Annotated in this window: 16 protein-coding genes; 4 read left to right on the plus strand and 12 right to left on the minus strand. The window is 59.4% G+C overall.

All coding sequences use genetic code 11. The features are described 5' to 3' along the window. Nucleotides 1–438 precede the first annotated feature (438 nt). Nucleotides 439–783 (plus strand): hypothetical protein, encoded by a 345-nt coding sequence (locus AACY02_RS16970; RefSeq protein ID WP_339432940.1) that lies wholly within the window; start codon nt 439–441, stop codon nt 781–783. Nucleotides 784–1,197: 414 nt separating this feature from the next. Further along, nucleotides 1,198–1,635, plus strand: a complete 438-nt coding sequence (locus AACY02_RS16975) for an excinuclease (protein ID WP_339432941.1) — start codon at nt 1,198–1,200, stop codon at nt 1,633–1,635. Between the two features lie 86 nt (nt 1,636–1,721). On the opposite strand, the gene AACY02_RS16980 is transcribed toward AACY02_RS16975, so the two are convergent. Continuing rightward, complete coding sequence (locus AACY02_RS16980) at nt 1,722–2,624, minus strand: LysR family transcriptional regulator (protein ID WP_339432942.1); 903 nt, start codon at nt 2,622–2,624, stop codon at nt 1,722–1,724. A 118-nt stretch (nt 2,625–2,742) separates the two neighbouring features. Here AACY02_RS16980 and AACY02_RS16985 point away from each other — a divergent pair, with 118 nt between their 5' ends. Next, nucleotides 2,743–4,017, plus strand: a complete 1,275-nt coding sequence (locus tag AACY02_RS16985; RefSeq protein WP_339432943.1) for an MFS transporter — start codon at nt 2,743–2,745, stop codon at nt 4,015–4,017. Between the two features lie 109 nt (nt 4,018–4,126). Here AACY02_RS16985 and hemE read toward each other — a convergent pair whose 3' ends face one another. The 11 genes from hemE to AACY02_RS17040 form a co-directional block, all read right to left on the minus strand. Continuing rightward, nucleotides 4,127–5,194 (minus strand): uroporphyrinogen decarboxylase, encoded by a 1,068-nt coding sequence (hemE, locus tag AACY02_RS16990; RefSeq protein ID WP_339432944.1) that lies wholly within the window; start codon nt 5,192–5,194, stop codon nt 4,127–4,129. A gap of 245 nt (nt 5,195–5,439) precedes the next feature. Beyond that, entirely contained in the window at nt 5,440–6,858 is a 1,419-nt protein-coding gene (locus tag AACY02_RS16995; RefSeq protein ID WP_339432945.1) for an FAD-dependent oxidoreductase, read from the minus strand. Between the two features lie 33 nt (nt 6,859–6,891). After that, nucleotides 6,892–11,337, minus strand: a complete 4,446-nt coding sequence (gene gltB / locus AACY02_RS17000; protein WP_339432946.1) for a glutamate synthase large subunit — start codon at nt 11,335–11,337, stop codon at nt 6,892–6,894. 349 nt (nt 11,338–11,686) lie between these two features. Beyond that, nucleotides 11,687–13,249, minus strand: a complete 1,563-nt coding sequence (locus AACY02_RS17005; RefSeq protein ID WP_339432947.1) for an AAA family ATPase — start codon at nt 13,247–13,249, stop codon at nt 11,687–11,689. A 10-nt stretch (nt 13,250–13,259) separates the two neighbouring features. After that, complete coding sequence (aroB, locus tag AACY02_RS17010; RefSeq protein ID WP_339432948.1) at nt 13,260–14,360, minus strand: 3-dehydroquinate synthase; 1,101 nt, start codon at nt 14,358–14,360, stop codon at nt 13,260–13,262. A gap of 152 nt (nt 14,361–14,512) precedes the next feature. After that, the gene (gene aroK / locus AACY02_RS17015; protein ID WP_221731302.1) at nt 14,513–15,031 is read right to left on the minus strand and encodes a shikimate kinase AroK; all 519 of its coding nucleotides are present in this window, start codon (nt 15,029–15,031) and stop codon (nt 14,513–14,515) included. A 4-nt stretch (nt 15,032–15,035) separates the two neighbouring features. Next, on the minus strand, nt 15,036–17,117 hold the full coding sequence (gene pilQ / locus AACY02_RS17020; RefSeq protein ID WP_339432949.1) for a type IV pilus secretin PilQ: 2,082 nt from the start codon (nt 17,115–17,117) through the stop codon (nt 15,036–15,038). A gap of 13 nt (nt 17,118–17,130) precedes the next feature. Then, nucleotides 17,131–17,658, minus strand: a complete 528-nt coding sequence (locus tag AACY02_RS17025; RefSeq protein ID WP_339432950.1) for a pilus assembly protein PilP — start codon at nt 17,656–17,658, stop codon at nt 17,131–17,133. Then, nucleotides 17,655–18,278, minus strand: a complete 624-nt coding sequence (gene pilO, locus AACY02_RS17030) for a type 4a pilus biogenesis protein PilO (RefSeq protein ID WP_339432951.1) — start codon at nt 18,276–18,278, stop codon at nt 17,655–17,657. Before pilO ends, AACY02_RS17025 begins: the two co-directional genes overlap by 4 nt. Further along, nucleotides 18,275–18,841, minus strand: coding sequence for a PilN domain-containing protein (locus AACY02_RS17035; RefSeq protein ID WP_339432952.1), 567 nt, complete (start codon nt 18,839–18,841; stop codon nt 18,275–18,277). Before AACY02_RS17035 ends, pilO begins: the two co-directional genes overlap by 4 nt. After that, nucleotides 18,841–19,905 (minus strand): pilus assembly protein PilM, encoded by a 1,065-nt coding sequence (locus AACY02_RS17040; RefSeq protein ID WP_339432953.1) that lies wholly within the window; start codon nt 19,903–19,905, stop codon nt 18,841–18,843. The genes AACY02_RS17035 and AACY02_RS17040 overlap by 1 nt, the downstream gene beginning before the upstream one ends. Before the next feature lie 219 nt (nt 19,906–20,124). Here AACY02_RS17040 and AACY02_RS17045 point away from each other — a divergent pair, with 219 nt between their 5' ends. After that, nucleotides 20,125–22,569 carry a penicillin-binding protein 1A gene (locus AACY02_RS17045; protein WP_401159729.1) on the plus strand — a complete coding sequence of 815 codons (2,445 nt, stop codon included), beginning with the start codon at nt 20,125–20,127 and terminating at the stop codon, nt 22,567–22,569. Nucleotides 22,570–22,647: the final 78 nt, after the last annotated feature.

Raw genomic sequence — 22,647 nt, forward strand, 5'->3', positions numbered from 1 at the left:
GTTGCACCAGATCCAGCTTGGCGACGTAGAGGTCGATCACACGAACGAGGTGATCCTCGGGGATCAGTTCCTCCAGCGAGGCCGGGAACACGCTGGTCTGGCTGCGGGACTCTCCTTGGATGTAGGCCATAACGAAAAATGCTCCGTATCTTTCGATACGGAGCATTTTCTTTGAGTGCCGCACAGATTGCTAGGTTTTCACACAGTCTGAATTGGCGCCCTTTTGTTTTACCGGGAGCCATTTCACAACCAATTGACGTAGAACAAAAAGCTCTGAACCTAGGACCATCCATTCCAAAACTCTCTATTAACCTGTCACTTATGACAGGTGGCACGAAAAGTAAATCCTTATAAATTGATTAAGCAAAAAAAACCTTCAAAAAGGCGTTTTTTACTTGTGGCATTTAAAAACCAACAACTATCAAAAGGAAACAAACAATGTCTGACTATCAATGGATAAACTCAAGAGACGAACTTGAAGAAAAACTTTTAGACATGATGTCCGCTGCAACCGAAGATGCTAAAAGCGCTGAAAAAACCTGGACCGAAAAAGTTGAGTACACTGAAGAAGTTAGTGCGTTTCTGACGATAAACGTAATTGCCGAGGGATCATCAACCACAATGTCCCTCAATGATTTCGTTGATAACCTTCACAATGAAATAAATTTCTACGAGGGTGGCAAATACGAAAACAAAGTTAAAGAAACTTTAAAAGGAAAAACAATGTATTGCAAGATAATTATTGAGGCAGCTCATCCTGCCTATAAAGAGCCCGGTTACTGATCTGGCATGCAAAAAGTCACCGGTTTATCTCTGTAATGGAATACCGGTGACTTCAGACGTGAATTCCTCGCAGAAGTTATTATTCAGCCTCAAACTTAACCAAAGTAAAACCCGAGCGAATACCTGACCTGTGACAACATTAACCCCATACTGACAACATATCGCTCTCCTTTATTAGATCGCGACGCTCCCGCTTCCTGCTTCGGCTTTACACCACACTGTTTTAGCTTTTTGGTAGCGCTCACCTGCGCGCCTCCTTTCCATAAGGCTGCTCGTATTTCCTTGAACGCCTAAACAACATTGCCTGCCAGCCAACTACACTTGCTCAAGCAGGTAGCCCCAAACAGCCTGCCGGAATGGCGAGTCCAATTTGTCGAGCACTCGCGGTTCTCTTTCACCGTCAAGGAGATGACCATGCAAGTGAAAGCCCTGATCGCCGCTGCGCTTTTCGCGCTACTGCCCAGCGCCAGCCACGCCACCAATCTGATGTACATGCCCTTCGAAACCGTGCTGTCGGACGCGGTTCGCGCCGGACGGCTGGATGGCAGCGTGAAGTTCTATCTGCTCGGCAATGGGCCGCAGGGGACTCAGCAGTTGTTGCGCAGCGGAGTAGTCAGTGATTTGAAGACCAACGGATTCAACAAGAGTGATCACGATTCCTGCGAGTGGGTGTTGCAGTCGAATCTGATCAAGCTGCAGGCCGATGCCAAACGGGTCGGGGCGAATGCGGTGGTCAATATCGTCAGTTATTACGACCGGCATGTGCGCAAGGATTTGAATACGTATGAGTGCCGGGCGGGGATTTTTGTCACGCGGGTAGCGTTGAAGGGGGATCTGGTGCGGTTGCCATAAAACAGGTGGCGCTGGTGCGTAGGCCTTCGCGAACAAGCCCCGGCCCACTGTGGGAGCGGGCTTGCTCGCGAAAAGGCCCGCAGCCATCACCCAATTGAAGGCTCGACCTTGCGCGTGAGCAGGTCGACAAACGCCTTGGCCATCGGCGATTTCTGATCCTTGCGCTGCACCAGCCACACCGCTGAAACCGCTTCAGGATCCAGCAGCGGCCGGTAGACCACGCCGTCGATGCGCATCCGCTGGTAGGACGCAGGCAATACCGAGACGCCCAACCCCGCCGCGACCAGTCCGATAATGGTCATCGCCTCGCCGGCCTCTTGGGCAAAGTGTGGGCTGAACCCGGCATCGCGGGCCAGGCTGAGCAGTTGTGCGTAGAGACCGCTGCCATAGCTGCGCGGAAAGAACACGAACGGCTCCAGCGCCAGCGCCGAGAGGAACAAGCCCTCCTCCGATCCCTGGGCCAGTGGATGCTTGGCACTGAGCACCGCCACCAGCGGTTCGCGCATCAACTCGACTACGCTCAACGAATCCGGCAACCCCAGCGGGCGCATGATGCCGACCTCGATCGACTCATCGACCAGCGCCTCAGCCACTTGGGTACTGCTCATCTCCCGCAGGTTCAGGTGCACCGCCGGAAAACGCTGGCGAAAGGAAAAGATCGCCTGCGGAATAGTCGAGTTGAACGGCGCCGACGAGGTGAAACCAATCTTCAACTCGCCCAATTCACCGAGTTGCGCACGTCGGGCGACGTCCGCCGCTTTATCGACCTGGGCCAACACCAGCCGCGCTTCCTCCAAAAACAATCTGCCGGCCTCGCTCAGCTCGACCCGACGATTGGTACGCTCGAACAGTCGCGCGCCGACCTCTTGCTCCAGCGCCTGAATCTGCTGGCTCAGCGGCGGCTGGGAGATGCCCAACGCCTGTGCGGCACGGCCGAAGTGCAGTTCTTCGGCGACGGCAATGAAGTAGCGCAAGTGGCGCAGTTCCATGGAAACCTCAATAGGTCGTTAAAGCTATCAAACAGGTCGAACAATATATTGGATAGAAACATTAGCCAGCTATATGATTTTTTCATTGCCTGCCTGGCCGTGCCCTTCGAGGTCTGATGTGAAAACCGCCGCTGCCCCTCTTGCTCATGAAGTCCCGCCCACAGCGGCGGACGATGTCGTCGCCGAGCTGCAAGAGATCTACATCGAAAAAGGCACGCAGATGTTCATGCGCACGGTGCTCGCGCTGTTCAGCGGCGGCTTCGCGACCTTCGCCCTGCTGTATTGCGTACAGCCGATGATGCCGCTGCTGTCCCACGAATACGGGATCAACGCGGCGCAGAGCAGCCTGATTCTGTCAGTGTCCACGGGTATGCTCGCCATCGGCCTGCTGATTACCGGGCCGATTTCCGATCGGGTCGGGCGTAAACCGGTGATGGTCACCGCGCTGTTCGCGGCGGCGTTGTGCACCATCGCCAGTTCAATGATGCCGAGTTGGCAGGGGGTGCTGATCATGCGCGCACTGATCGGGTTGTCATTGAGCGGTCTGGCGGCGGTGGCGATGACCTATCTGAGTGAAGAAATTCATCCGCAGCACATCGGCCTTGCCATGGGTTTGTACATCGGCGGCAACGCAATTGGCGGGATGAGCGGACGGTTGATCACCGGGGTGCTGATCGACTTCGTCAGTTGGCACACGGCGATGCTGGTGATTGGCGGCCTGGCGCTGGTCGCGGCAGCGGTGTTCTGGAAAATCCTGCCGGAGTCGCGCAACTTTCGTTCGCGCTCGCTACACCCGCGCAGCCTGCTCGACGGCTTCACCATGCATTTTCGCGACGCCGGTTTGCCGCTGCTGTTCCTTGAAGCCTTTTTGCTGATGGGCGCGTTCGTCACGCTGTTCAACTACATCGGCTATCGCTTGCTGGCTGCGCCGTACAATCTTGATCAGGTGTTTGTCGGCTTGCTGTCGGTGGTGTACCTGTCGGGTATCTACAGCTCGGCGAAGATCGGTTCACTGGCGGACAAACTGGGCCGACGCAAAGTGTTGTGGGCGACGATTGCGCTAATGTTTGCAGGTTTGGCGCTGACGATGTTCCCCCCTGTGCCGCTGATCATCATCGGCATGCTGATCTTCACCTTTGGCTTCTTTGGGGCGCACTCGGTGGCGAGTAGCTGGATCGGGCGGCGGGCGACCAGAGCCAAAGGACAGGCGTCTTCGCTTTACCTGTTTAGCTATTACGCCGGATCAAGCATTGCCGGCACGGCAGGCGGGGTGTTCTGGCACTTGGGCGGGTGGAACGGGATTGGTTTGTTTATCGGCGCGCTGTTGCTGGTGGCGCTGTTGGTGGCGTTGAAGCTGGCGAAGTTGCCGCCGTTGGGCGGCGTCAACGCCTGACAAAAATCCTCTCCCACAGTTGGTCTGTTTTCGGCTCCAGATCGTGAAAACAAAAACGCCCGGCATTTGCCGGGCGTTTTGCTTTGCTGAACTTAGAGCTGGGCGTCGATCACTCGTGATACTGCGCTGACAACTCGTGCACCGCGCGCAGGAAGGCGCCCGCGTGCTCCGGATCGACCTCAGGGGTGATGCCGTGGCCGAGGTTGAACACGTGGCCGCTGCCCTTGCCGTAGCTGGCCAGGATGCGCCCGACTTCGGTGCGGATCGCTTGCGGTTTTGCATAAAGCACGGTCGGGTCCATGTTGCCTTGCAGCGCGACTTTGTCGCCGACACGGGCGCGGGCGTTGCCGATGTCGCAGGTCCAGTCCAGGCCCAGTGCGTCGGCGCCAGCGTCAGCGATGCTTTCCAGCCACAGGCCGCCGTTCTTGGTGAACAGGATCACCGGCACTTTGCGACCGTCGTGCTCGCGGATCAGGCCGCTGACGATTTTCTTCATGTAGGCCAGCGAGAACTCCTGATACGCCGCCGCCGACAGGTTGCCGCCCCAGGTATCGAAGATCTGCACCGCTTGCGCACCGGCCATGATCTGGCCGTTGAGGTAGGAGGTCACCGACTGCGCGAGTTTATCCAGCAGCAGGTGCATGGCTTGCGGATTGTCGTAGAGCATCGCTTTGGTCTTGCGGAAGTCTTTCGACGAGCCGCCTTCGACCATGTATGTGGCCAGCGTCCAAGGGCTGCCGGAGAAGCCGATCAGCGGAACGCGACCGTTGAGCTCGCGACGGATGGTGCTGACCGCATCCATCACGTAACCAAGGTCTTTGTGCGGATCAGGGATAGGCAAAGCTTCAATGTCGGCCAGGGTGCTGACGACTTTCTTGAAGCGCGGGCCTTCACCGGTCTCGAAATACAGGCCCTGGCCCATGGCATCGGGGATGGTGAGGATGTCGGAAAACAGGATCGCCGCGTCCAGTTGCGGGTAGCGGTCGAGCGGTTGCATCGTGACTTCGCAAGCGAATTCCGGATTCATGCACAGGCTCATGAAGTCACCGGCGTGGGCACGGCTGGCGCGGTATTCCGGCAGGTAGCGACCGGCCTGACGCATCATCCACACCGGGGTGACGTCAACGGGTTGCTTGAGCAGGGCGCGCAGGAAACGGTCGTTCTTCAGGGCAGTCATGTCGGCATCCGGAAAAAAAGTGCGGGCATTTTCTCAGAGCGCGACGCAAAAGGCACGGATGCAGGTCAGCCTTTTGTCTATCGGGTCAATTTGTCGCGGTTGAAACCGGCTTTTTGCAACACCACGAAACAACTGTGGGAGCGGGCTTGCTCGCGAAGAGGCCGGCACACTCAACAGAGATGTTGACTGACAGACCGCTTTCGCGAGCAAGCCCGCTCCCACATTTAATCGCATTTCAAGTCTGGTTAAACACCAAGGTAATCGAGGATACCTTCGGCGGCATTACGGCCTTCGAAGATCGCCGTCACCACCAGATCCGAACCGCGCACCATGTCGCCACCCGCAAAGATCTTCGGGTTGCTGGTCTGGTGCTTGTACTGACCTTGCTCGGGCGCAACTACGCGGCCCTGGCTGTCCGTCTGGATTTCGAACTGTTCGAACCACGGCGCCGGGCTCGGACGGAAACCGAAGGCGATGACCACGGCGTCGGCCGGGATGATCTCTTCGGAGCCCGGGATCGGCTCGGGGCTGCGGCGGCCACGGGCGTCCGGTTCGCCGAGACGGGTCTCGACCACCTTCACGCCTTCGACCTTGTCTTCACCGACGATGGCGATCGGCTGGCGGTTATAGAGGAATTTCACGCCCTCTTCCTTGGCGTTCTTCACCTCTTTGCGCGAGCCGGGCATGTTCGCTTCGTCACGACGATAGGCGCAGGTCACCGACTTGGCGCCCTGACGAATCGACGTGCGGTTGCAGTCCATCGCCGTGTCGCCGCCGCCGAGTACCACGACCTTCTTGCCTTTCATGTCGACGAAATCTTCCGGCGACTTTTCAAAGCCCAGGTTGCGGTTGATGTTGGCGATCAGGAAGTCCAGCGCGTCGTAGACGCCCGGCAGATCCTCACCGGCAAAACCGCCCTTCATGTAGGTGTAGGTGCCCATGCCCATGAACACGGCATCGTATTCGGCGAGCAGTTGTTCCATGGTCACGTCTTTGCCGACCTCGGTGTTGAGGCGGAACTCGATGCCCATGCCGGTGAAGACTTCGCGACGATTGCTCAGCACGGTCTTTTCCAGCTTGAACTCGGGGATACCGAAGGTCAGCAGACCACCGATTTCCGGGTTCTTGTCGAACACCACCGGGGTCACACCGCCACGCACCAGCACGTCGGCACAGCCCAGACCTGCCGGGCCTGCGCCGATGATCGCGACACGCTTGCCGGTCGGTTTGACCTTGGACATGTCCGGGCGCCAGCCCATGGCGAACGCGGTGTCGGTGATGTACTTCTCGACCGAACCGATGGTCACCGCGCCAAAACCGTCGTTGAGGGTGCAGGCACCCTCGCACAGACGATCCTGCGGGCACACCCGGCCGCACACTTCCGGCAGGGTGTTGGTCTGGTGCGACAGCTCGGCGGCCTGAAGGATGTTGCCTTCGGCCACCAATTTGAGCCAGTTGGGAATGAAGTTGTGCACCGGGCACTTCCATTCGCAATACGGGTTGCCGCAACCCAGGCAGCGGTGGGCCTGATCGGCCGACTGCTGGGGTTTGAACGGTTCGTAGATCTCGACGAACTCTTTCTTGCGTTGACGCAACAGTTTCTTCTTCGGATCTTTGCGCCCGACATCGATGAACTGGAAGTCGTTATTCAGACGTTCAGCCATTGTTAAAACCTCATCAAACTCTTCAGGCGCATATCACTGCGGGTTGGCACGAGTGCTGGAAAGCAACGATTTCAGGTTGGCGGCCTTCGGCTTGACCAGCCAGAAACGGCGCAAGTAGTCATCGAGGTTCTCGGCGAGTTCACGCCCCCACTCGCTGTCGGTTTCGGCGACGTACTCGTTCAGCACGTTTTGCAGATGGCTGCGATAGGCCTCCATCGCCTCGCCGCTGATCCGCTGGATTTCCACCAGTTCGTGGTTGACCCGGTCAACGAAAGAGTTGTCCTGATCAAGCACGTAGGCGAAACCACCGGTCATGCCAGAACCGAAGTTGTAACCGGTTTTGCCCAAGACGCAGACGAAACCACCGGTCATGTACTCGCAGCAGTGATCGCCAGTGCCTTCCACAACCGTGTGGGCACCTGAGTTACGCACGGCGAAACGCTCACCTGCGGTGCCAGCGGCGAACAGCTTGCCGCCCGTGGCGCCGTACAGGCAGGTGTTGCCGATGATGGCGCTGTTCTGAGTCTGATAGACGCTGCCCTTCGGCGGCACGATGACCAGTTTGCCGCCGGTCATGCCTTTGCCGACGTAGTCGTTGGCATCGCCTTGCAGGTACATGTTCAGACCGCCGGCGTTCCACACGCCGAAGCTCTGACCCGCCGTCCCTTTGAAACGGAAGGTGATCGGCGCCTTGGCCATGCCCTGGTTGCCGTGCTTGCGCGCGATTTCACCGGAGATCCGCGCGCCGATCGAACGGTCGCAGTTGCAGATGTCCAGGTCGAATTCGGCGCCGCTCATGTCATTGATCGCCGACGACGCCATCTCGACCATTTTCTCGGCCAGCAGGCCTTGGTCGAATGGCGGGTTGCGCTCAACGCCGCAGAACTGAGGTTTGTCCGCCGGGATGTGATCGCTGCCCAGCAGCGGGGTCAGATCCAGGTGGTTTTGCTTGGCGGTCTGGCCTTCAAGGATTTCCAGCAGATCGGTGCGGCCGATCAGCTCTTCGAGGGAACGCACGCCGAGCTTGGCCAGCCACTCACGGGTTTCTTCGGCGACGTAGGTGAAGAAATTCACCACCATGTCGACGGTGCCGATGTAGTGATCCTTGCGCAGCTTCTCGTTCTGCGTCGCGACGCCGGTGGCGCAGTTGTTCAGGTGGCAGATGCGCAGGTATTTGCAGCCCAGCGCGATCATCGGCGCAGTACCGAAGCCGAAGCTTTCGGCGCCGAGGATGGCAGCCTTGATGACGTCGAGGCCGGTTTTCAGGCCACCGTCGGTCTGCACCCGGACTTTGCCGCGCAGGTCGTTGCCGCGCAGGGTCTGGTGGGTTTCAGCCAGGCCGAGTTCCCACGGTGCGCCAGCGTATTTGATCGAGGTCAGCGGCGAAGCACCGGTGCCACCGTCGTAGCCGGAGATGGTGATCAAGTCCGCGTAGGCCTTGGCCACACCGGCAGCGATGGTGCCGACGCCCGCTTCGGCGACGAGTTTCACCGAAACCAGCGCCTTCGGGTTGACCTGCTTGAGGTCAAAAATCAGCTGCGACAAGTCTTCGATCGAATAAATGTCGTGGTGCGGCGGTGGCGAAATCAGCGTTACACCCGGCACTGCATAGCGCAGCTTGGCGATCAGCCCGTTCACTTTACCGCCCGGCAGTTGCCCGCCCTCGCCCGGCTTGGCGCCTTGGGCGACCTTGATCTGCAGCACTTCGGCGTTGACCAGGTATTCCGGCGTCACGCCGAAACGGCCAGTGGCGACCTGCTTGATTTTCGAACTCTTGATGGTGCCGTAACGCGCCGGGTCTTCACCACCTTCGCCGGAGTTGGAACGCGCACCGAGGCGGTTCATGGCTTCGGCCAGGGCTTCGTGAGCTTCCGGCGACAGGGCGCCCAGCGAGATACCGGCGGAGTCGAAGCGCTTGAGCACCGATTCCAGCGGTTCGATTTCACTGATGTCCAGCGGCGTGTCGAGGGTCTTGACCTTGAACAGGTCGCGAATCATCGACACCGGACGGTTGTCCACCAGCGAGGTGTATTCCTTGAACTTGGCGTAGTCGCCCTGCTGCACGGCGGCTTGCAGGGTGTTGACCACGTCCGGGTTGTAGGCGTGATATTCGCCACCGTGGACGAACTTCAGCAGGCCGCCCTGCTGGATCGGCTTGCGCGGGCTCCAGGCTTCGGTGGCCAGTGCCTTTTGCTCGGCTTCGATGTCGACGAAACGTGCGCCCTTGATGCGGCTCGGCACGCCACGGAAGCTCAGCTCGCACACTTCTTCGGCCAGGCCGATGGCTTCGAACAACTGCGCACCGCGGTACGAAGCGATGGTCGAGATGCCCATCTTCGACAGGATCTTGAGCAGACCTTTGGTGATGCCTTTGCGGTAGTTCTTGAACACCTCGTAGAGGTCGCCCAGTACTTCACCGGTGCGGATCAGGTCGCCCAGCACTTCGTAGGCAAGGAACGGATAGACCGCCGAAGCGCCGAAGCCGATCAGCACGGCGAAGTGATGCGGATCGCGTGCAGTGGCGGTTTCAACCAGGATGTTGGAGTCGCAGCGCAGGCCTTTTTCGGTCAGGCGGTGGTGTACCGCACCGGTGGCCAGCGAGGCGTGAATCGGCAGTTTGCCCGGCGCGATATGGCGGTCGCTCAGGACGATCTGGGTACGACCGGCGCGCGCGGCTTCTTCAGCCTGATCGGCCACATTGCGGATGGCCGCTTCGAGGCCAACGCTTTCGTCGTAGTTGAGGTCGATGATCTGCCGCTCAAAGCCCGGGCGGTCGAGATTCATCAACGAGCGCCACTTGGCCGGGGAAATCACCGGCGAGCTGAGGATCACACGCGAGGCGTGTTCCGGCGACTCCTGGAAGATGTTGCGCTCGGCACCGAGGCAGATTTCCAGCGACATCACGATGGCTTCACGCAGCGGGTCGATCGGCGGGTTGGTGACCTGCGCGAACTGCTGGCGGAAATAGTCGTACGGCGTGCGCACGCGCTGGGACAGCACGGCCATCGGCGTATCGTCGCCCATCGAGCCCACGGCTTCGTAGCCTTGTTCGCCAAGCGGACGCAGGACCTGATCGCGCTCCTCGAACGTGACCTGATACATCTTCATGTATTGCTTGAGCTGATCGACGTCGTAGAAAGCCGAACCGTGATCGTTGTCTTCCATGGTCGCCTGAATGCGCAGGGCATTCTTGCGCAGCCATTGCTTGTACGGATGACGGGATTTCAAGCGGTTGTCGATCGCATCGGTGTCGAGGATCTGCCCGGTTTCAGTGTCCACGGCGAGGATCTGCCCCGGACCGACACGGCCCTTGGCGATCACGTCTTCTGGCTGGTAGTTCCAGACGCCGATTTCCGAAGCAACGGTGATGAAACCGTTGGTGGTGGTGACCCAGCGCGCCGGGCGCAAACCGTTACGGTCAAGCAGGCACACCGCGTAGCGACCATCGGTCATGACCACGCCGGCCGGGCCGTCCCAAGGCTCCATGTGCATCGAGTTGTACTCGTAGAACGCACGCAGATCCGGGTCCATGGTTTCAACGTTCTGCCACGCAGGCGGAATGATCATCCGCACGCCACGGAACAGGTCGATGCCGCCGGTGACCATCAGTTCGAGCATGTTGTCCATGCTCGAGGAGTCGGAACCGACACGGTTGACCAGCGGGCCGAGTTCTTCCAGATCCATCAGATCGTTGGTGAACTTGGTCCGACGGGCCTGCGCCCAGTTACGGTTACCGGTGATCGTGTTGATCTCGCCGTTGTGGGCGAGGAAGCGGAATGGCTGAGCCAGCGGCCATTTCGGCAGGGTGTTGGTGGAGAAACGCTGGTGGAACACGCAGATCGCGGTTTGCAGGCGCTCGTCGCTCAGGTCTGGATAGAACGCGGCCAGGTCGGCCGGCATCATCAGGCCTTTATAAATGATGGTCTTGTGCGAAAAGCTGCAGATGTAGTGGTCGGAGTCGACGGCATTGGCCACCGACGAACGACGGCGGGCGCTGAACAACTTGACCGCCATGTCCTGATCGCTCAGGCCTTCGCCGCCGATGTAGACCTGCTCGATCTGCGGCAGGCGCTCAAGGGCCAGGCGACCAAGGACGCTGGTGTCGATTGGCACTTTGCGCCAGCCGATCAGTTGCAGGCCTTCAGCGAGGATCTCGCGGTTCATGTTCTCGCGAGCGGCTTCGGCCTTGGCCGGATCCTGATTGAAGAAGACCATGCCCACGGCATATTGCTTGGGCAGTTCGACGCTGAAGGCTTCCTGGGCAATCGCACGCAGGAACGCATCGGGCTTTTGAATCAGCAGACCGCAACCGTCACCGGTCTTGCCGTCGGCATTAATCCCACCGCGGTGGGTCATGCAGGTCAGGGCCTCAATGGCCGTTTGCAAAAGGGTATGACTGGGCTCGCCCTGCATATGGGCTATCAGGCCGAAACCGCAGTTATCCTTGAATTCATCTGGTTGGTACAGACCTGCTTTCATAGACACTTTCTCACCAGGCTGCCTCTTTTCGAGGCAAATTTCTTTTCAATTCAACCACTTGCGTTCCGCGCCGAACGTACGCCGGCTTAGCGGGGGCAAAAGGGTGGTCATTGTACACAGCGACACAGAGGCTCACAAATTTGACGACGAAATGTCGCAAATTCATGTCGCATTTGTGAAAGGTTTAAAGCGATCTGCTGTGCTAGTCAAAACTTTTTTAATTTTGACCGCAACGACTCAAAGACTACTGTGACGCAGACACCACAAGGCACGCGACCTGGAAGGACGCGCGCACTCGTAGAAATTTTGAGGTGCTTGGAGAGGCGGCCTGGGTAAGGCCGCCGAATCTTCAGCGAGTTGTTGCCAGTTCCTGTTGGACGCTGGCGACAGTGCGAGGCCAAGGTTTACCAGCCTGAACCTTCGCTGGCAAGGCCTTGATGGCAGAAACAGCCGCGTCACGATTGGCGAAGTTGCCGTAGGTGATCACGTAGAGAGGCTTGCCGTTGAGCATTTTCTTGAAATAACGGTACTCGCCGCCCTGCTCTTTGACGAAGTTTTGTGCGCTCGTCTCGGAGCTGGTGCCGAGGATCTGCACCACGTAGTTGCCCGTCGGTTGCCCGGCGTACCAGCTGCCACCGGCGGCTTTGGCGACAGTAACCGGCTTCTCGACCGGTTTAGCGGCTGCCACTGGCTTGGCAGGCGCTGGAGCCGGTTTGGCTGCTGGCGCTGCCGGAGCAGGCTTTGCAGTGGCGATTTGCGTCGGTGCCGGCGTCGGTGCAGGACCGGCCGGAACACCCGCCGGTGGCGCCGAAGTGGTCACGGTTGGCGGCGTATCGCTGGAGCCTTCCAATGGCACGCCGTCGTCGCCTTCAGTGATACCGCCAGCCGCTTCGGCCAATGGGCCGCGCATGACGGGTTGCGAGTTGCCGACCAGCGGCAACGGCATCGGCTGTGTATTACCGGCGAATTCGACCGCTGGAGCACCGCCATTCGCTGCGCCCTGACCCAATGGCAGTTGAGCCTGCTCATTGGCCGGCGCGCCGGTGGTGGGTGCCTTGCTGCGACCCGGCATCAACCAGGCGGCGGCAACCGCGACCACAACGACGGCAGAAATCGCCAATACGTGTTTCTTCGGCATGTTAAACCCCATACTTGGACGCTTGACCGCAGAGCGGCTGGCAATCATGACTTCGATCAGAGCATCGCGAGCGACCTGGTTGATGTTACCCGGCCAACCCTCGGCGCTTTCGTGAATATCAGAGATCTGATCCGCGGTGAAAAGTTCGACACCCCGGCCTGCACCTTCGAGCCGTTGGTCGAGATACTCGCGGGTCTCTTCTTCGGTGTAAGGCTGCAACTCGATGACGTGGAAGCGTTCTTCCTCGAGCTGCAAAGCCTCGAGTTGAGCGATCAGCGACGATTCACCGAACAGGAATACATGCGGGCGACCTTCCGGCGCGCCGGCACCCAGTGCCATCAGCGCATCGAGGGCCGATTCGTCGAGTTGCTCGGCATCGTCCACCAGCAGATAGACTTCCTGGCCGGTCAGCGCCAGTTGCACCACCTGATCCAGAATCGCAGCGACATCGGCCTGAGCGACGTTCAGCGCCTGCGCCACCTGGCGCAGCACGCCAGCCGCATCACCAGCACCGCGGGCGGAAACCACCACGCTCTGCACAGATTGTTTGTTGGTGCTGGCGACCAGCGCCTGACGCAGCAGGGTCTTGCCGCTGCCTTCCGGGCCGGTGACCACCAGCAGCAACTGGCTGTAACGCGCCAGATGATGCAATTGTCCCAGCACCGGTTTGCGCTGGGCCGGAAAGAACTTGAAGCCCGGCACCCGCGGCGCGAAGGGATCGTGACTTAACTGAAAATGGCCGAGGAACGCCTCGTCGGCATGCAAACTAGTCATCGGAATCTTATTAACCTTTAAGCTGTGCCAAGGCGCGGTAATCCGCTCCCAGCGTGGCCTGTAGAACCTCTTTCGGATAATCGTCGGTCACTACCGCTTCGCCCATCCGGCGCAGCAGCACCAGGCGCAGGCGACCGTCGATCACTTTTTTGTCGATTGCCATGTGTTGAAGAAAATCGGCTTCGGTCATTTCGGCAGGCGGGATCACCGGCAGACCTGCACGCTGGAACAGGCGAATACCGCGATCACGCTCCTGCTCGCTGATCCAGCCCAGACGCGCGGACATCTCCAGCGCCATCACGGTGCCAGCCGCCACCGCCTCACCATGCAGCCAGACACCATAGCCCATGTGGGTCTCGATGGCGTGGCCGAAGGTGTGACCGAGGTTGAGCGTGGCGCGTACGCCGGTTTCCTTCTCATCAGCGCCGACCACCGCAGCTTTGGCTGCGCAGGAGCGCTCGATGGCGTACGTCAGGGCCTTTTGATCCAGTGCGCGCAAGGCGTCTACATTGTCTTCGAGCCAGGTCAGGAACGGCTCGTCGCATATCAGGCCGTACTTGATGACTTCCGCCAGCCCCGCCGACAACTCGCGCTCGGGCAGCGTCTTCAGGGAAGCGGTATCGATCAGCACCACGTTCGGCTGATAGAACGCGCCAACCATGTTCTTGCCCAGCGGATGATTGATACCGGTCTTGCCGCCCACCGACGAATCGACCTGGGACAGCAAAGTGGTGGGAATCTGGATGAAATCGACGCCACGCTGGTAACAGGCCGCGGCGAAACCGGCCATATCGCCGATCACACCGCCACCCAGGGCAATAACGGTCGTGCGGCGGTCATGACGGGCGGTCAGCAGACCGTCGAAGATCAGTTGCAGGGTTTCCCAGTTCTTGAAGGCTTCGCCGTCGGGCAACACCACGGAAATCACCGAGAACTGCGCCAGGCTGCGGGTCAGACGTTCGAGATAGAGCGGCGCAACGGTCTCATTGGAGATGATTGCCACCTGCCGCCCGTGAATATGCGGAGCCAGCAGTTGCGGCTGATCCAACAAACCTTCGCCAATATGAATCGGGTAGCTGCGCTCGCCTAGATCGACCTTGAGTGTCTGCATGTGTCCCCACAGTGAAGATGGAAGCAGGCGTCCTGCCCTGAATTATTGGTTGTCTGCGGCCTATAGCGGGTATGACGCCGCTCGCACGCCATCCGCCACAACCTCGACGGGCTGTGACAGGACGCCGAGGATAGCGCATTTCGGGCGATGCTTTAACGGGGTGGAAGCTGCGCCAGGCGATCGAGAATGTCGAGCACCACCATGCGTGGCGGCCGTTCGTCGGTTTCCACCACCAGATCGGCGATTTCCCGATAAAGAGGATCACGGATCGCGAGCAGGTCTCGCAGGGTTTTCGCCGGATCAGCGGTGCGCAGCAACGGCCGATTGCGATCGCGGGAGGTGCGGCCAACCTGCTGTTCGACAGAGGCGTGCAAATACACCACACGCCCGCCGTCATGGAGGGCCTTGCGGTTGGCATCGCGCATGACTGCGCCACCGCCGGTCGCCAACACCACGCCATCGAATCCGCACAGTTCGGCGATCATCGCCTGCTCACGGTCGCGAAAGCCCGGCTCGCCTTCCTTGTCGAAGATCCACGGGATATTGGCGCCCGTGCGCAGTTCAATTTCCTTGTCGGAATCTTTGAACGGCAGGCGCAGCTCTTTGGCCAGCAACCGGCCGATGGTGCTTTTTCCAGCGCCCATCGGTCCTACAAGAATCAAATTTCGCACAGAATCAACGACTCACAGCAATCGCCTGGTTATTCATGATACGCGGAGTGAGAAATACCAGCAGCTCGGATTTTTTCTCCGAAACCACATCACGCCGGAAAAGGCGGCCAAGATACGGCACATCGCCAAGAAATGGCACCTTATCTACGACCTTGCTTTGAGTATTTGAGAAAACGCCCCCAATCACGATGGTTTCGCCGTCATTGACCAGCACCTTGGCGTTGACCTCGTTCTTTTTGATCGGCGGGACATCCTGCACTTTGTTCAGGTAGTCCGGTTCGTCCTTGGTGACCTTGACCTCCATGATGATGCGGTTGTCTGGCGTGATCTGTGGCGTCACCTCCAGCGACAGCGAAGCCTCCTTGAACGACACCGAGGTGGCGCCGCTGGAGCTGGCTTCCTGGTAGGGAATCTCGGTGCCTTTGAGGATCTTGGCGGTTTCCTTGTCGGAGGTGACGACTTTCGGTTGCGAGACGATTTCGCCGTTGCCGGTTTTTTCCATGGCCGTCAGCTCGAGATCGAGCAACACGTTGTCAGTGATAAAAGCGATACCAATCCCGGACGTGTTGTTGACGGTGCCCATGTCGACGAACGGCGAGTTGGTGCTGGTGCTGCCCGGCGTTCCGATGGTGGTGGAAGAACCGTTGCTCACACCAGACGTGTTCCAGTTGCCCTTGTTCTGGATGGAGCCGCCCCAGCGCACGCCCAGGCTTTTGTCGTAATCGACGTTGGCCTCAACGATTCGCGCCTCGATCATCACTTGGCGCACCGGAATATCCAATTGCGCCACGATCCGCCGCAGCTCATCAAGACGATCCTGAGTCTGGTAGGCAATGATGTTATTGGTGCGTTCATCGACGGTGATCGAACCGCGCTCGTCGATTTTCGCCTCGGCGCTGGTCACCGACTGGAACAGCTTGGCGATGTCCGCGGCCTTGGCGTAATTCACCTGCAGCAGTTCACGGCGCAACGGTGCCAATTCAGCGATCTGCCTCTGCGATTCCAGCTCCTGGCGCTCACGGGCGGCGATCTCATCGGCCGGCGCCACCAGCAGCACATTGCCGATCTTGCGTTTATCCAGCCCTTTGGTTTTCAACACCAGATCCAGTGCCTGGTCCCACGGCACATTTTGCAGGCGCAAGGTGATGCCGCCCTGCACCGTATCGCTGGCCACGAGGTTGAGGTTGGTGAAATCAGCGATCAGTTGCAGCACCGAACGTACATCGATGTCCTGAAAATTCAGCGAGAGTTTTTCGCCGGTGTAGGCCTGACGGTCAGCGTTGCGTTTTTGCAGGTCGTCCATCGTCATCGGACGAATGCTGACGGTCAGCTTGTTGTCGGTCTGGAATGTGGAGTAATCGAAAGTGCCGCTGGGCTCGATGGTGATGATTGCACGATTGCCGGTCGCGGCAGCATTGACGAACTGCACAGGCGTGGCGAAATCCTTGACGTCGAGGCGCACCCGCAACTTGTCGGGCAACTGGGTGCGCGCGAAGCTGAGGATGACTTTGCCATCATGTTCCTGGATATCCGGGGCGATGGTCGGGTCAGACAGGTCGATGACCACGTTGCCCTCGCCTGCGGTACCGCGCTGAAAATCAACGCCGCGAATGGCTCGGGCCTTGGCGACGAACGCCGTGGCGGGAGGCGCCGCCGTGGTCACGCGCGGCGCTGCAACAGCGGCGGAACGCGGCGTGGCCGCTGGAGCCCCCTGACCTACCACCACGAACAGATTCTTACCCTCGACCCGCGTGCTGTAAGGCGCAAGCTGCGTCAGGCTGACGATCAGGCGGGTGCGATCCTTGGCTTCAACCACCGTGGCCGTGCGCGCATTGCCGCGGCCCAGATCGAGATTCTTTTTGGCCAAATGACTGGCTACACCGGGCAAATCCAGGGCAATCCGCGCCGGGGATTCGGTGGTGTAGCCCTTGGGTTGCGGTGGAGGGCCGTCGAACGACAGCTTCAGTTCGACGCGATCACCCGGCAATGCCGCCACGTCCAGCGTCTTCAGATTGGCCGCGATTACCATCGGCGACATCAGCGCTATCCATAGCGAAAAACCGAGGGTGGAGAAAATCCTGTTCATTATTCGACTTCCACTAAGAGTGCTCTTTCAAAGGAATGGTGCGTGGACGCTCCAGCCAGGCGCCTTCGCCGTCGGGCACGATTTCAATGACATCGACCTGAGTGGCGCTGATGGCAACGATGCGCCCGTCGTTGCGCCCCAGGTAGTCGCCGACCTTCAACCGATGCACCCCGCCCGCCCCGCGCAATAGCGCAAAGGAGCGGTTGGCATTGGAAATCGTGCCGACCATTTCAAACTGCTCGATGTTGAAGCCTTCGAGGTATTGCCTGACCCGGTTCGGGTCAGGTTTGACGTTGCGCGAACCGTGCTTCTGCCCGGCCAGATCGACACGCACCTGACGTGAGAACGGACTACGCAGATTGGCGGCGCTATACGTGAATTTCGGGTAAGTGTGGAATGTCGGCGTGGGTTCAATCTTGCCCGCCGGGCGCAGACGCACTTCATTCATATAGGCGTCGAGGTCACTGAAACCTTCGCTGCCGCCACACCCGCTCAATGCCAGCAGCGCCGCCGACAGCGCGAGATAACGAGTCAGGGTCATTTCTGCAGCCCCTTGTCGTTATAGCGGTAAGTCTTGGCGAGAATGCTCATGCGCAGCTTCGGCCCGCCTTCCTTATTGGCCGGTGCCAGTTCGAAATCATGCAGCGTGACAATGCGCGGCAACCCGGCCACTCCGCTGACGAAAGTGGCAAGATCGTGATAGGAGCCGGTGACGGTAATCTGGATCGGCAGTTCGATGTAGAACGGCTGAGTCACTTCCGGCAGCAGTTTGATCTCCTCGAACTCCAGGCCGCTACCCAATCCCGTGCGGGTGATGTCTTCCAGTAAACCCGGCACCTCAGTGTCGCTCGGCAATTGCCGCAACAACACGCCGAAGGAGTTTTCCATTTCCTTCATCTGCTGGGTGTACAACTCGAGATTGGCCGACAGGTGCGCCTTGCTGGCGAACTGCTCCTTGAGCGCGGCCTCCTCCAGGCGCCTGGCCTCGAGTTGGTTTTCCATGTCGCTGATGAAAAAGTTATAGCCAAACGCCAATACCAGAACCATCACCAGCGCGCCGGCGATGGCCTTCACCGCGGCCGGCCAGGAACCGATGTTGCTGGTGTCCAGATCGTTGAAATCGACGTTGCGCAGACTCTCCAGCCATTCGGACGGCTTCATTGCTCGTCCTCCAGCGTCATGGGCTGGGTCTGACGAACAGTCAATTGAAAGACGTTGGCCTGCTCCACCTGGTCGGCTGAAGCGGCCTTCACTTCGTTCAGACTCGGCGCTTCGAACCAGTCGGACGCCTCCAGATTGCGCATCAACTCGGAAACACGATTGTTCGACTCCGCCGCCCCACTGATCGACAGGGTTTTACCAGCCATTTTCACGTCAGTGAAATACACGCCATCGGGCAAAGTGCGCGCCAGTTGATCGAAAATCCGCCCGATGACCTGCCGGTTGCCCTGCAGGTCCTGGATAATGTTCATGCGCTCGAGCAATTGTTGGCGATGAGCCTTAAGCTCGCTGATTTGTTTGATCCGCTCGTCGACTACAGCAATCTGTTTGCCAATGTAGTCGTTACGGGCCGCTTGCCGGGCGATGGCCGTATTGATGATCTGATCGGCGATAAACACTGCGCCCACAGAGCCGACCAACACGCCCGTCAGCACCAGCAGGAAGCGTTTGCGCTGTGCTTCGCGGCGCTCCTCACGCCAGGGTAAAAGGTTGATCCGCGCCATCAGTCGAAACTCCTGAGCGCGAGCCCGCAGGCAATCATCAGGGCCGGCGCGTCACTGGCCAGGGCCCCGGCGTTGACCTTGCTGCTCAAGGCCATGTCGGAAAAAGAATTGGCCACCTGAGTCGGCGTATCGAGGCGCTGCTCGATCAATCTATCCAGACCCGACACCGATGCGGTGCCGCCGGCCAGCAGAATGTGATCGACCGCGTTGTACTGCCCTGAGGCGAAGAAGAACTGCAACGAACGCGAAACCTGCTGCACCAGCGCTTCACGAAATGGCTGCAACACCTCGCTGACATAGTCGTCGGGAAGGCCACCCTGTTTCTTCGCCAGCCCCGCCTGCTCGACGGTCAGGCCATAGCGACGCTGGATTTCTTCGGTCAGTTGACGACCGCCGAACAGTTGCTCTCGGGTGTAGATGATCTTGCCGTTGTACAGAACGCTGAGGGTGGTCATGGTTGCGCCGATGTCGACCACCGCCACGGTCAGGCGCTCCTGGGAGGCCGCCAGTTGCGTCGCGAGCAGGCCGAACGAGCGTTCCAGCGCATACGCCTCGACGTCCACCACGCGAGCCGTCAGCCCGGCGAGCGCGAGGGCTGCTTCACGGACTTCGACGTTCTCCTTTCGGCAGGCAGCGAGCAACACGTTGACTCGCTCGGGGTTGCGCGGCGACACGCCCTGGACTTCAAAGTCGATAGCAACCTCGTCCAGCGGATAGGGTATGTATTGGTCAGCTTCGATCTTGAGCTGGTTTTCCAGCTCGTCGTCTGACAGTCCGGCGTCCATTTCGATGATTTTGGTGATGACCGCGGAACCGGCCACCGCCACCGCCACGCTCCTGTTGCTGGTGCGCGCCTTGACCAGCACCCGGCTCAGCGCCTGGCCGACACCTTCGAGCTCGGCGATGTTTTTCTCGACCACAGCGTTAGCTGGCAACGGCTCCACCGCGTATGCCTCGACCCGGTAGCGGTCACCCTGACGGCTCAACTCCAGCAGCTTCACCGACGTGGAACTGATGTCGATCCCCAGTAACGTATTGGCCTTTTTATTGAAGAGTCCCAGCACTACCAATTCCCTATGACTTTCCGTGAGTTACGGACTCTGTAATACGCATTGCGTTCCTTCGCCCCGTCTTGACAGAAGCGCCAATGACGCCTCCGGCAGAAAAGTGCTTATAATGCCCAGCGATTTTTTCCGCTTTTTACTGCCAGCGCGGGCCGTTCTGTGTATAGCCGGAACCCCGTCGCCAAATTCATTCTTTGCCCTGGATGTCCAAAAGCCTTGATTCGTCTGCTGAAATTTTTCGGTTGGTCCATCGTCGCCGTTTTCTGCGGACTGCTATTAGGTCTCAGCGGCGCGTATCTTTACCTTAGTCCGGGTTTGCCATCTGTGGAGGCGCTGAGAAGCATTCAGTTGCAGATTCCACTGCGGGTCTACAGCAGCGACAACAAGTTGATCGCAGAATTTGGCGAAATGCGCCGGACTCCGATCCGTTTCGCCGACATTCCCCCCAATTTCATTAATGCATTACTAAGTGCTGAAGACGACAATTTCGCCAATCACTACGGTGTCGATCCGAGCAGCCTGATGCGCGCCGCGACGCAATTGGTCAAAAGCGGCCACATTCAGTCCGGCGGCAGCACCATCACCATGCAGGTGGCGAAGAACTTCTTCCTGAGCAGCGAACGCAGCTTCTCGCGCAAAACCACCGAGATCTTGCTGGCCCTGCAAATCGAACGACAGCTGACCAAGGACGAGATTCTTGAGCTGTATGTGAACAAGATCTATCTGGGCAACCGCGCCTACGGCATCGAGGCGGCGGCGCAGGTGTATTACGGCAAGTCGATCCGCGACATCAGCCTGGCGCAAATGGCAATGATCGCCGGCCTGCCAAAAGCCCCGTCGCGCTTCAACCCGCTGGCGAACCCGGTGCGCAGCAAAGAACGCCGCGACTGGATCCTGGGGCGCATGTACAAACTCGGCAAGATCAGCGAGGCGGACTACACCGCCGCGGTCAACGAACCGCTGAACGCCAGCTATCACGTACCGACGCCAGAAGTGAACGCGCCGTACATCGCCGAAATGGCCCGCGCCGAAATGGTCGGTCGCTATGGGAGCGACGCCTACACCGAAGGCTTCCGCGTCACCACCACGGTGCCAAGCAACCTGCAGGAAATGGCCAACACTGCGCTGCACGAAGGTTTGATGACCTACGACCAGCGTCACGGCTATCGCGGCCCTGAATCGCGCTTGCCGGGCAAAACCCGCGAAGCCTGGGCCAACGAATTGACCAAACAGCGCACCATCAGCAGCCTGGAACCGGCGATCGTCACCCAGGTCGACAAGAACGGCCTGCAAGTGCTGACCCGTACCGGTGAAGAACATGTCGCCTGGGACACCATGAAATGGGCGCGGCCGTTCCTCAACACCAACAGCATGGGCGCCACCCCGCGTCAGCCGTCGGATGTCGCGCAGGTCGGCGACCTGGTGCGAGTACAGCGCCAGAAGGACAATTCGCTGAAATTCAGCCAGATTCCGCAAGCGCAAGGTGCGCTGGTGTCGCTGGATCCTCAGAACGGTGCGATTCGCTCCCTGGTCGGCGGTTTTGCCTTTGAGCAGAGCAACTACAACCGCGCCATGCAGGCCAAGCGTCAGCCGGGGTCGAGCTTCAAGCCGTTCGTCTACAGTGCTGCGCTGGATAACGGCTACACCGCCGCCAGCCTGGTGAACGACGCACCGATCGTTTTCGTCGACGAATACATGGACAAGGTCTGGCGACCAAAGAACGACAACAACACGTTCCTGGGTCCGATCCGTCTGCGCGAGGGGCTGTACAAGTCACGCAACCTCGTGTCGATCCGTTTGCTGCAGGCGATGGGCGTCGGCAAGACCATCGACTACATCACCCGCTTCGGCTTCAACAAGCAGGATCTGCCGCCCAACCTGTCTCTGGCGCTGGGCACCGCGACCCTGACGCCAATGGAGATCGCTACCGGTTGGAGCACGTTCGCCAACGGCGGCTACAAGATCACTCCGTATCTCATCGACAAGATTGAAAGCCGCAATGGCGACACGCTGTTCGTCGCCAACCCGCCAACCGTGCCGCAGGGCGGCTCGGCCACGGACGGCATCGCGGCGCCAGCCACTCAACCGCTCACCGTCGACACGGCGCCGGTTCCGGGCGAATCCGCAGACAACACAGCAGCACCACAAGTGCCGGCAGTGGCCGAGCGGATCGTCGATGGTCGCACTACTTACATCCTCAACAGCATGTTGCAGGACGTGATCAAGCTCGGCACCGGCCGTCGCGCACTGGCCATGGGTCGCAGCGACATCGCCGGTAAAACCGGTACGACCAACGAATCGAAAGATGCCTGGTTCTCTGGCTACAACGCCGATTACGTGACCACGGTCTGGACAGGCTTCGATCAGCCGGAAAGCCTAGGCCGCCGTGAATTCGGCGGCACGGTGGCGCTACCGATCTGGATGAACTACATGTCGGCTGCGCTGAAGGACAAGCCGCCACACGTGCAGCCTGAGCCGGAAGGCATCCTAAGCCTGCGGGTTGATCCGGTCAGCGGCCGTGCGGCAACACCGAGCACGCCGGGCGCCTACTTCGAGCTGTTCAAGGCCGAAGACACGCCGCCATCGGTGAATGAACTGGGTAACGGCACCGCACCGGGCAGTCCGTTGCCAGCGGATGAACAGGCGCCAATCGATTTGTTCTGATCCTGAACCGCCGACAAGCCCCGCCTTCGAGAGAAGTGCGGGGCTTTTTTGTGCCTTCAGGATTTGCAGTGGATGAAC

The sequence above is a fragment of the Pseudomonas sp. EA_65y_Pfl2_P78 genome (assembly GCF_963970495.1).
GTDB lineage: Bacteria > Pseudomonadota > Gammaproteobacteria > Pseudomonadales > Pseudomonadaceae > Aquipseudomonas > Aquipseudomonas baetica_A.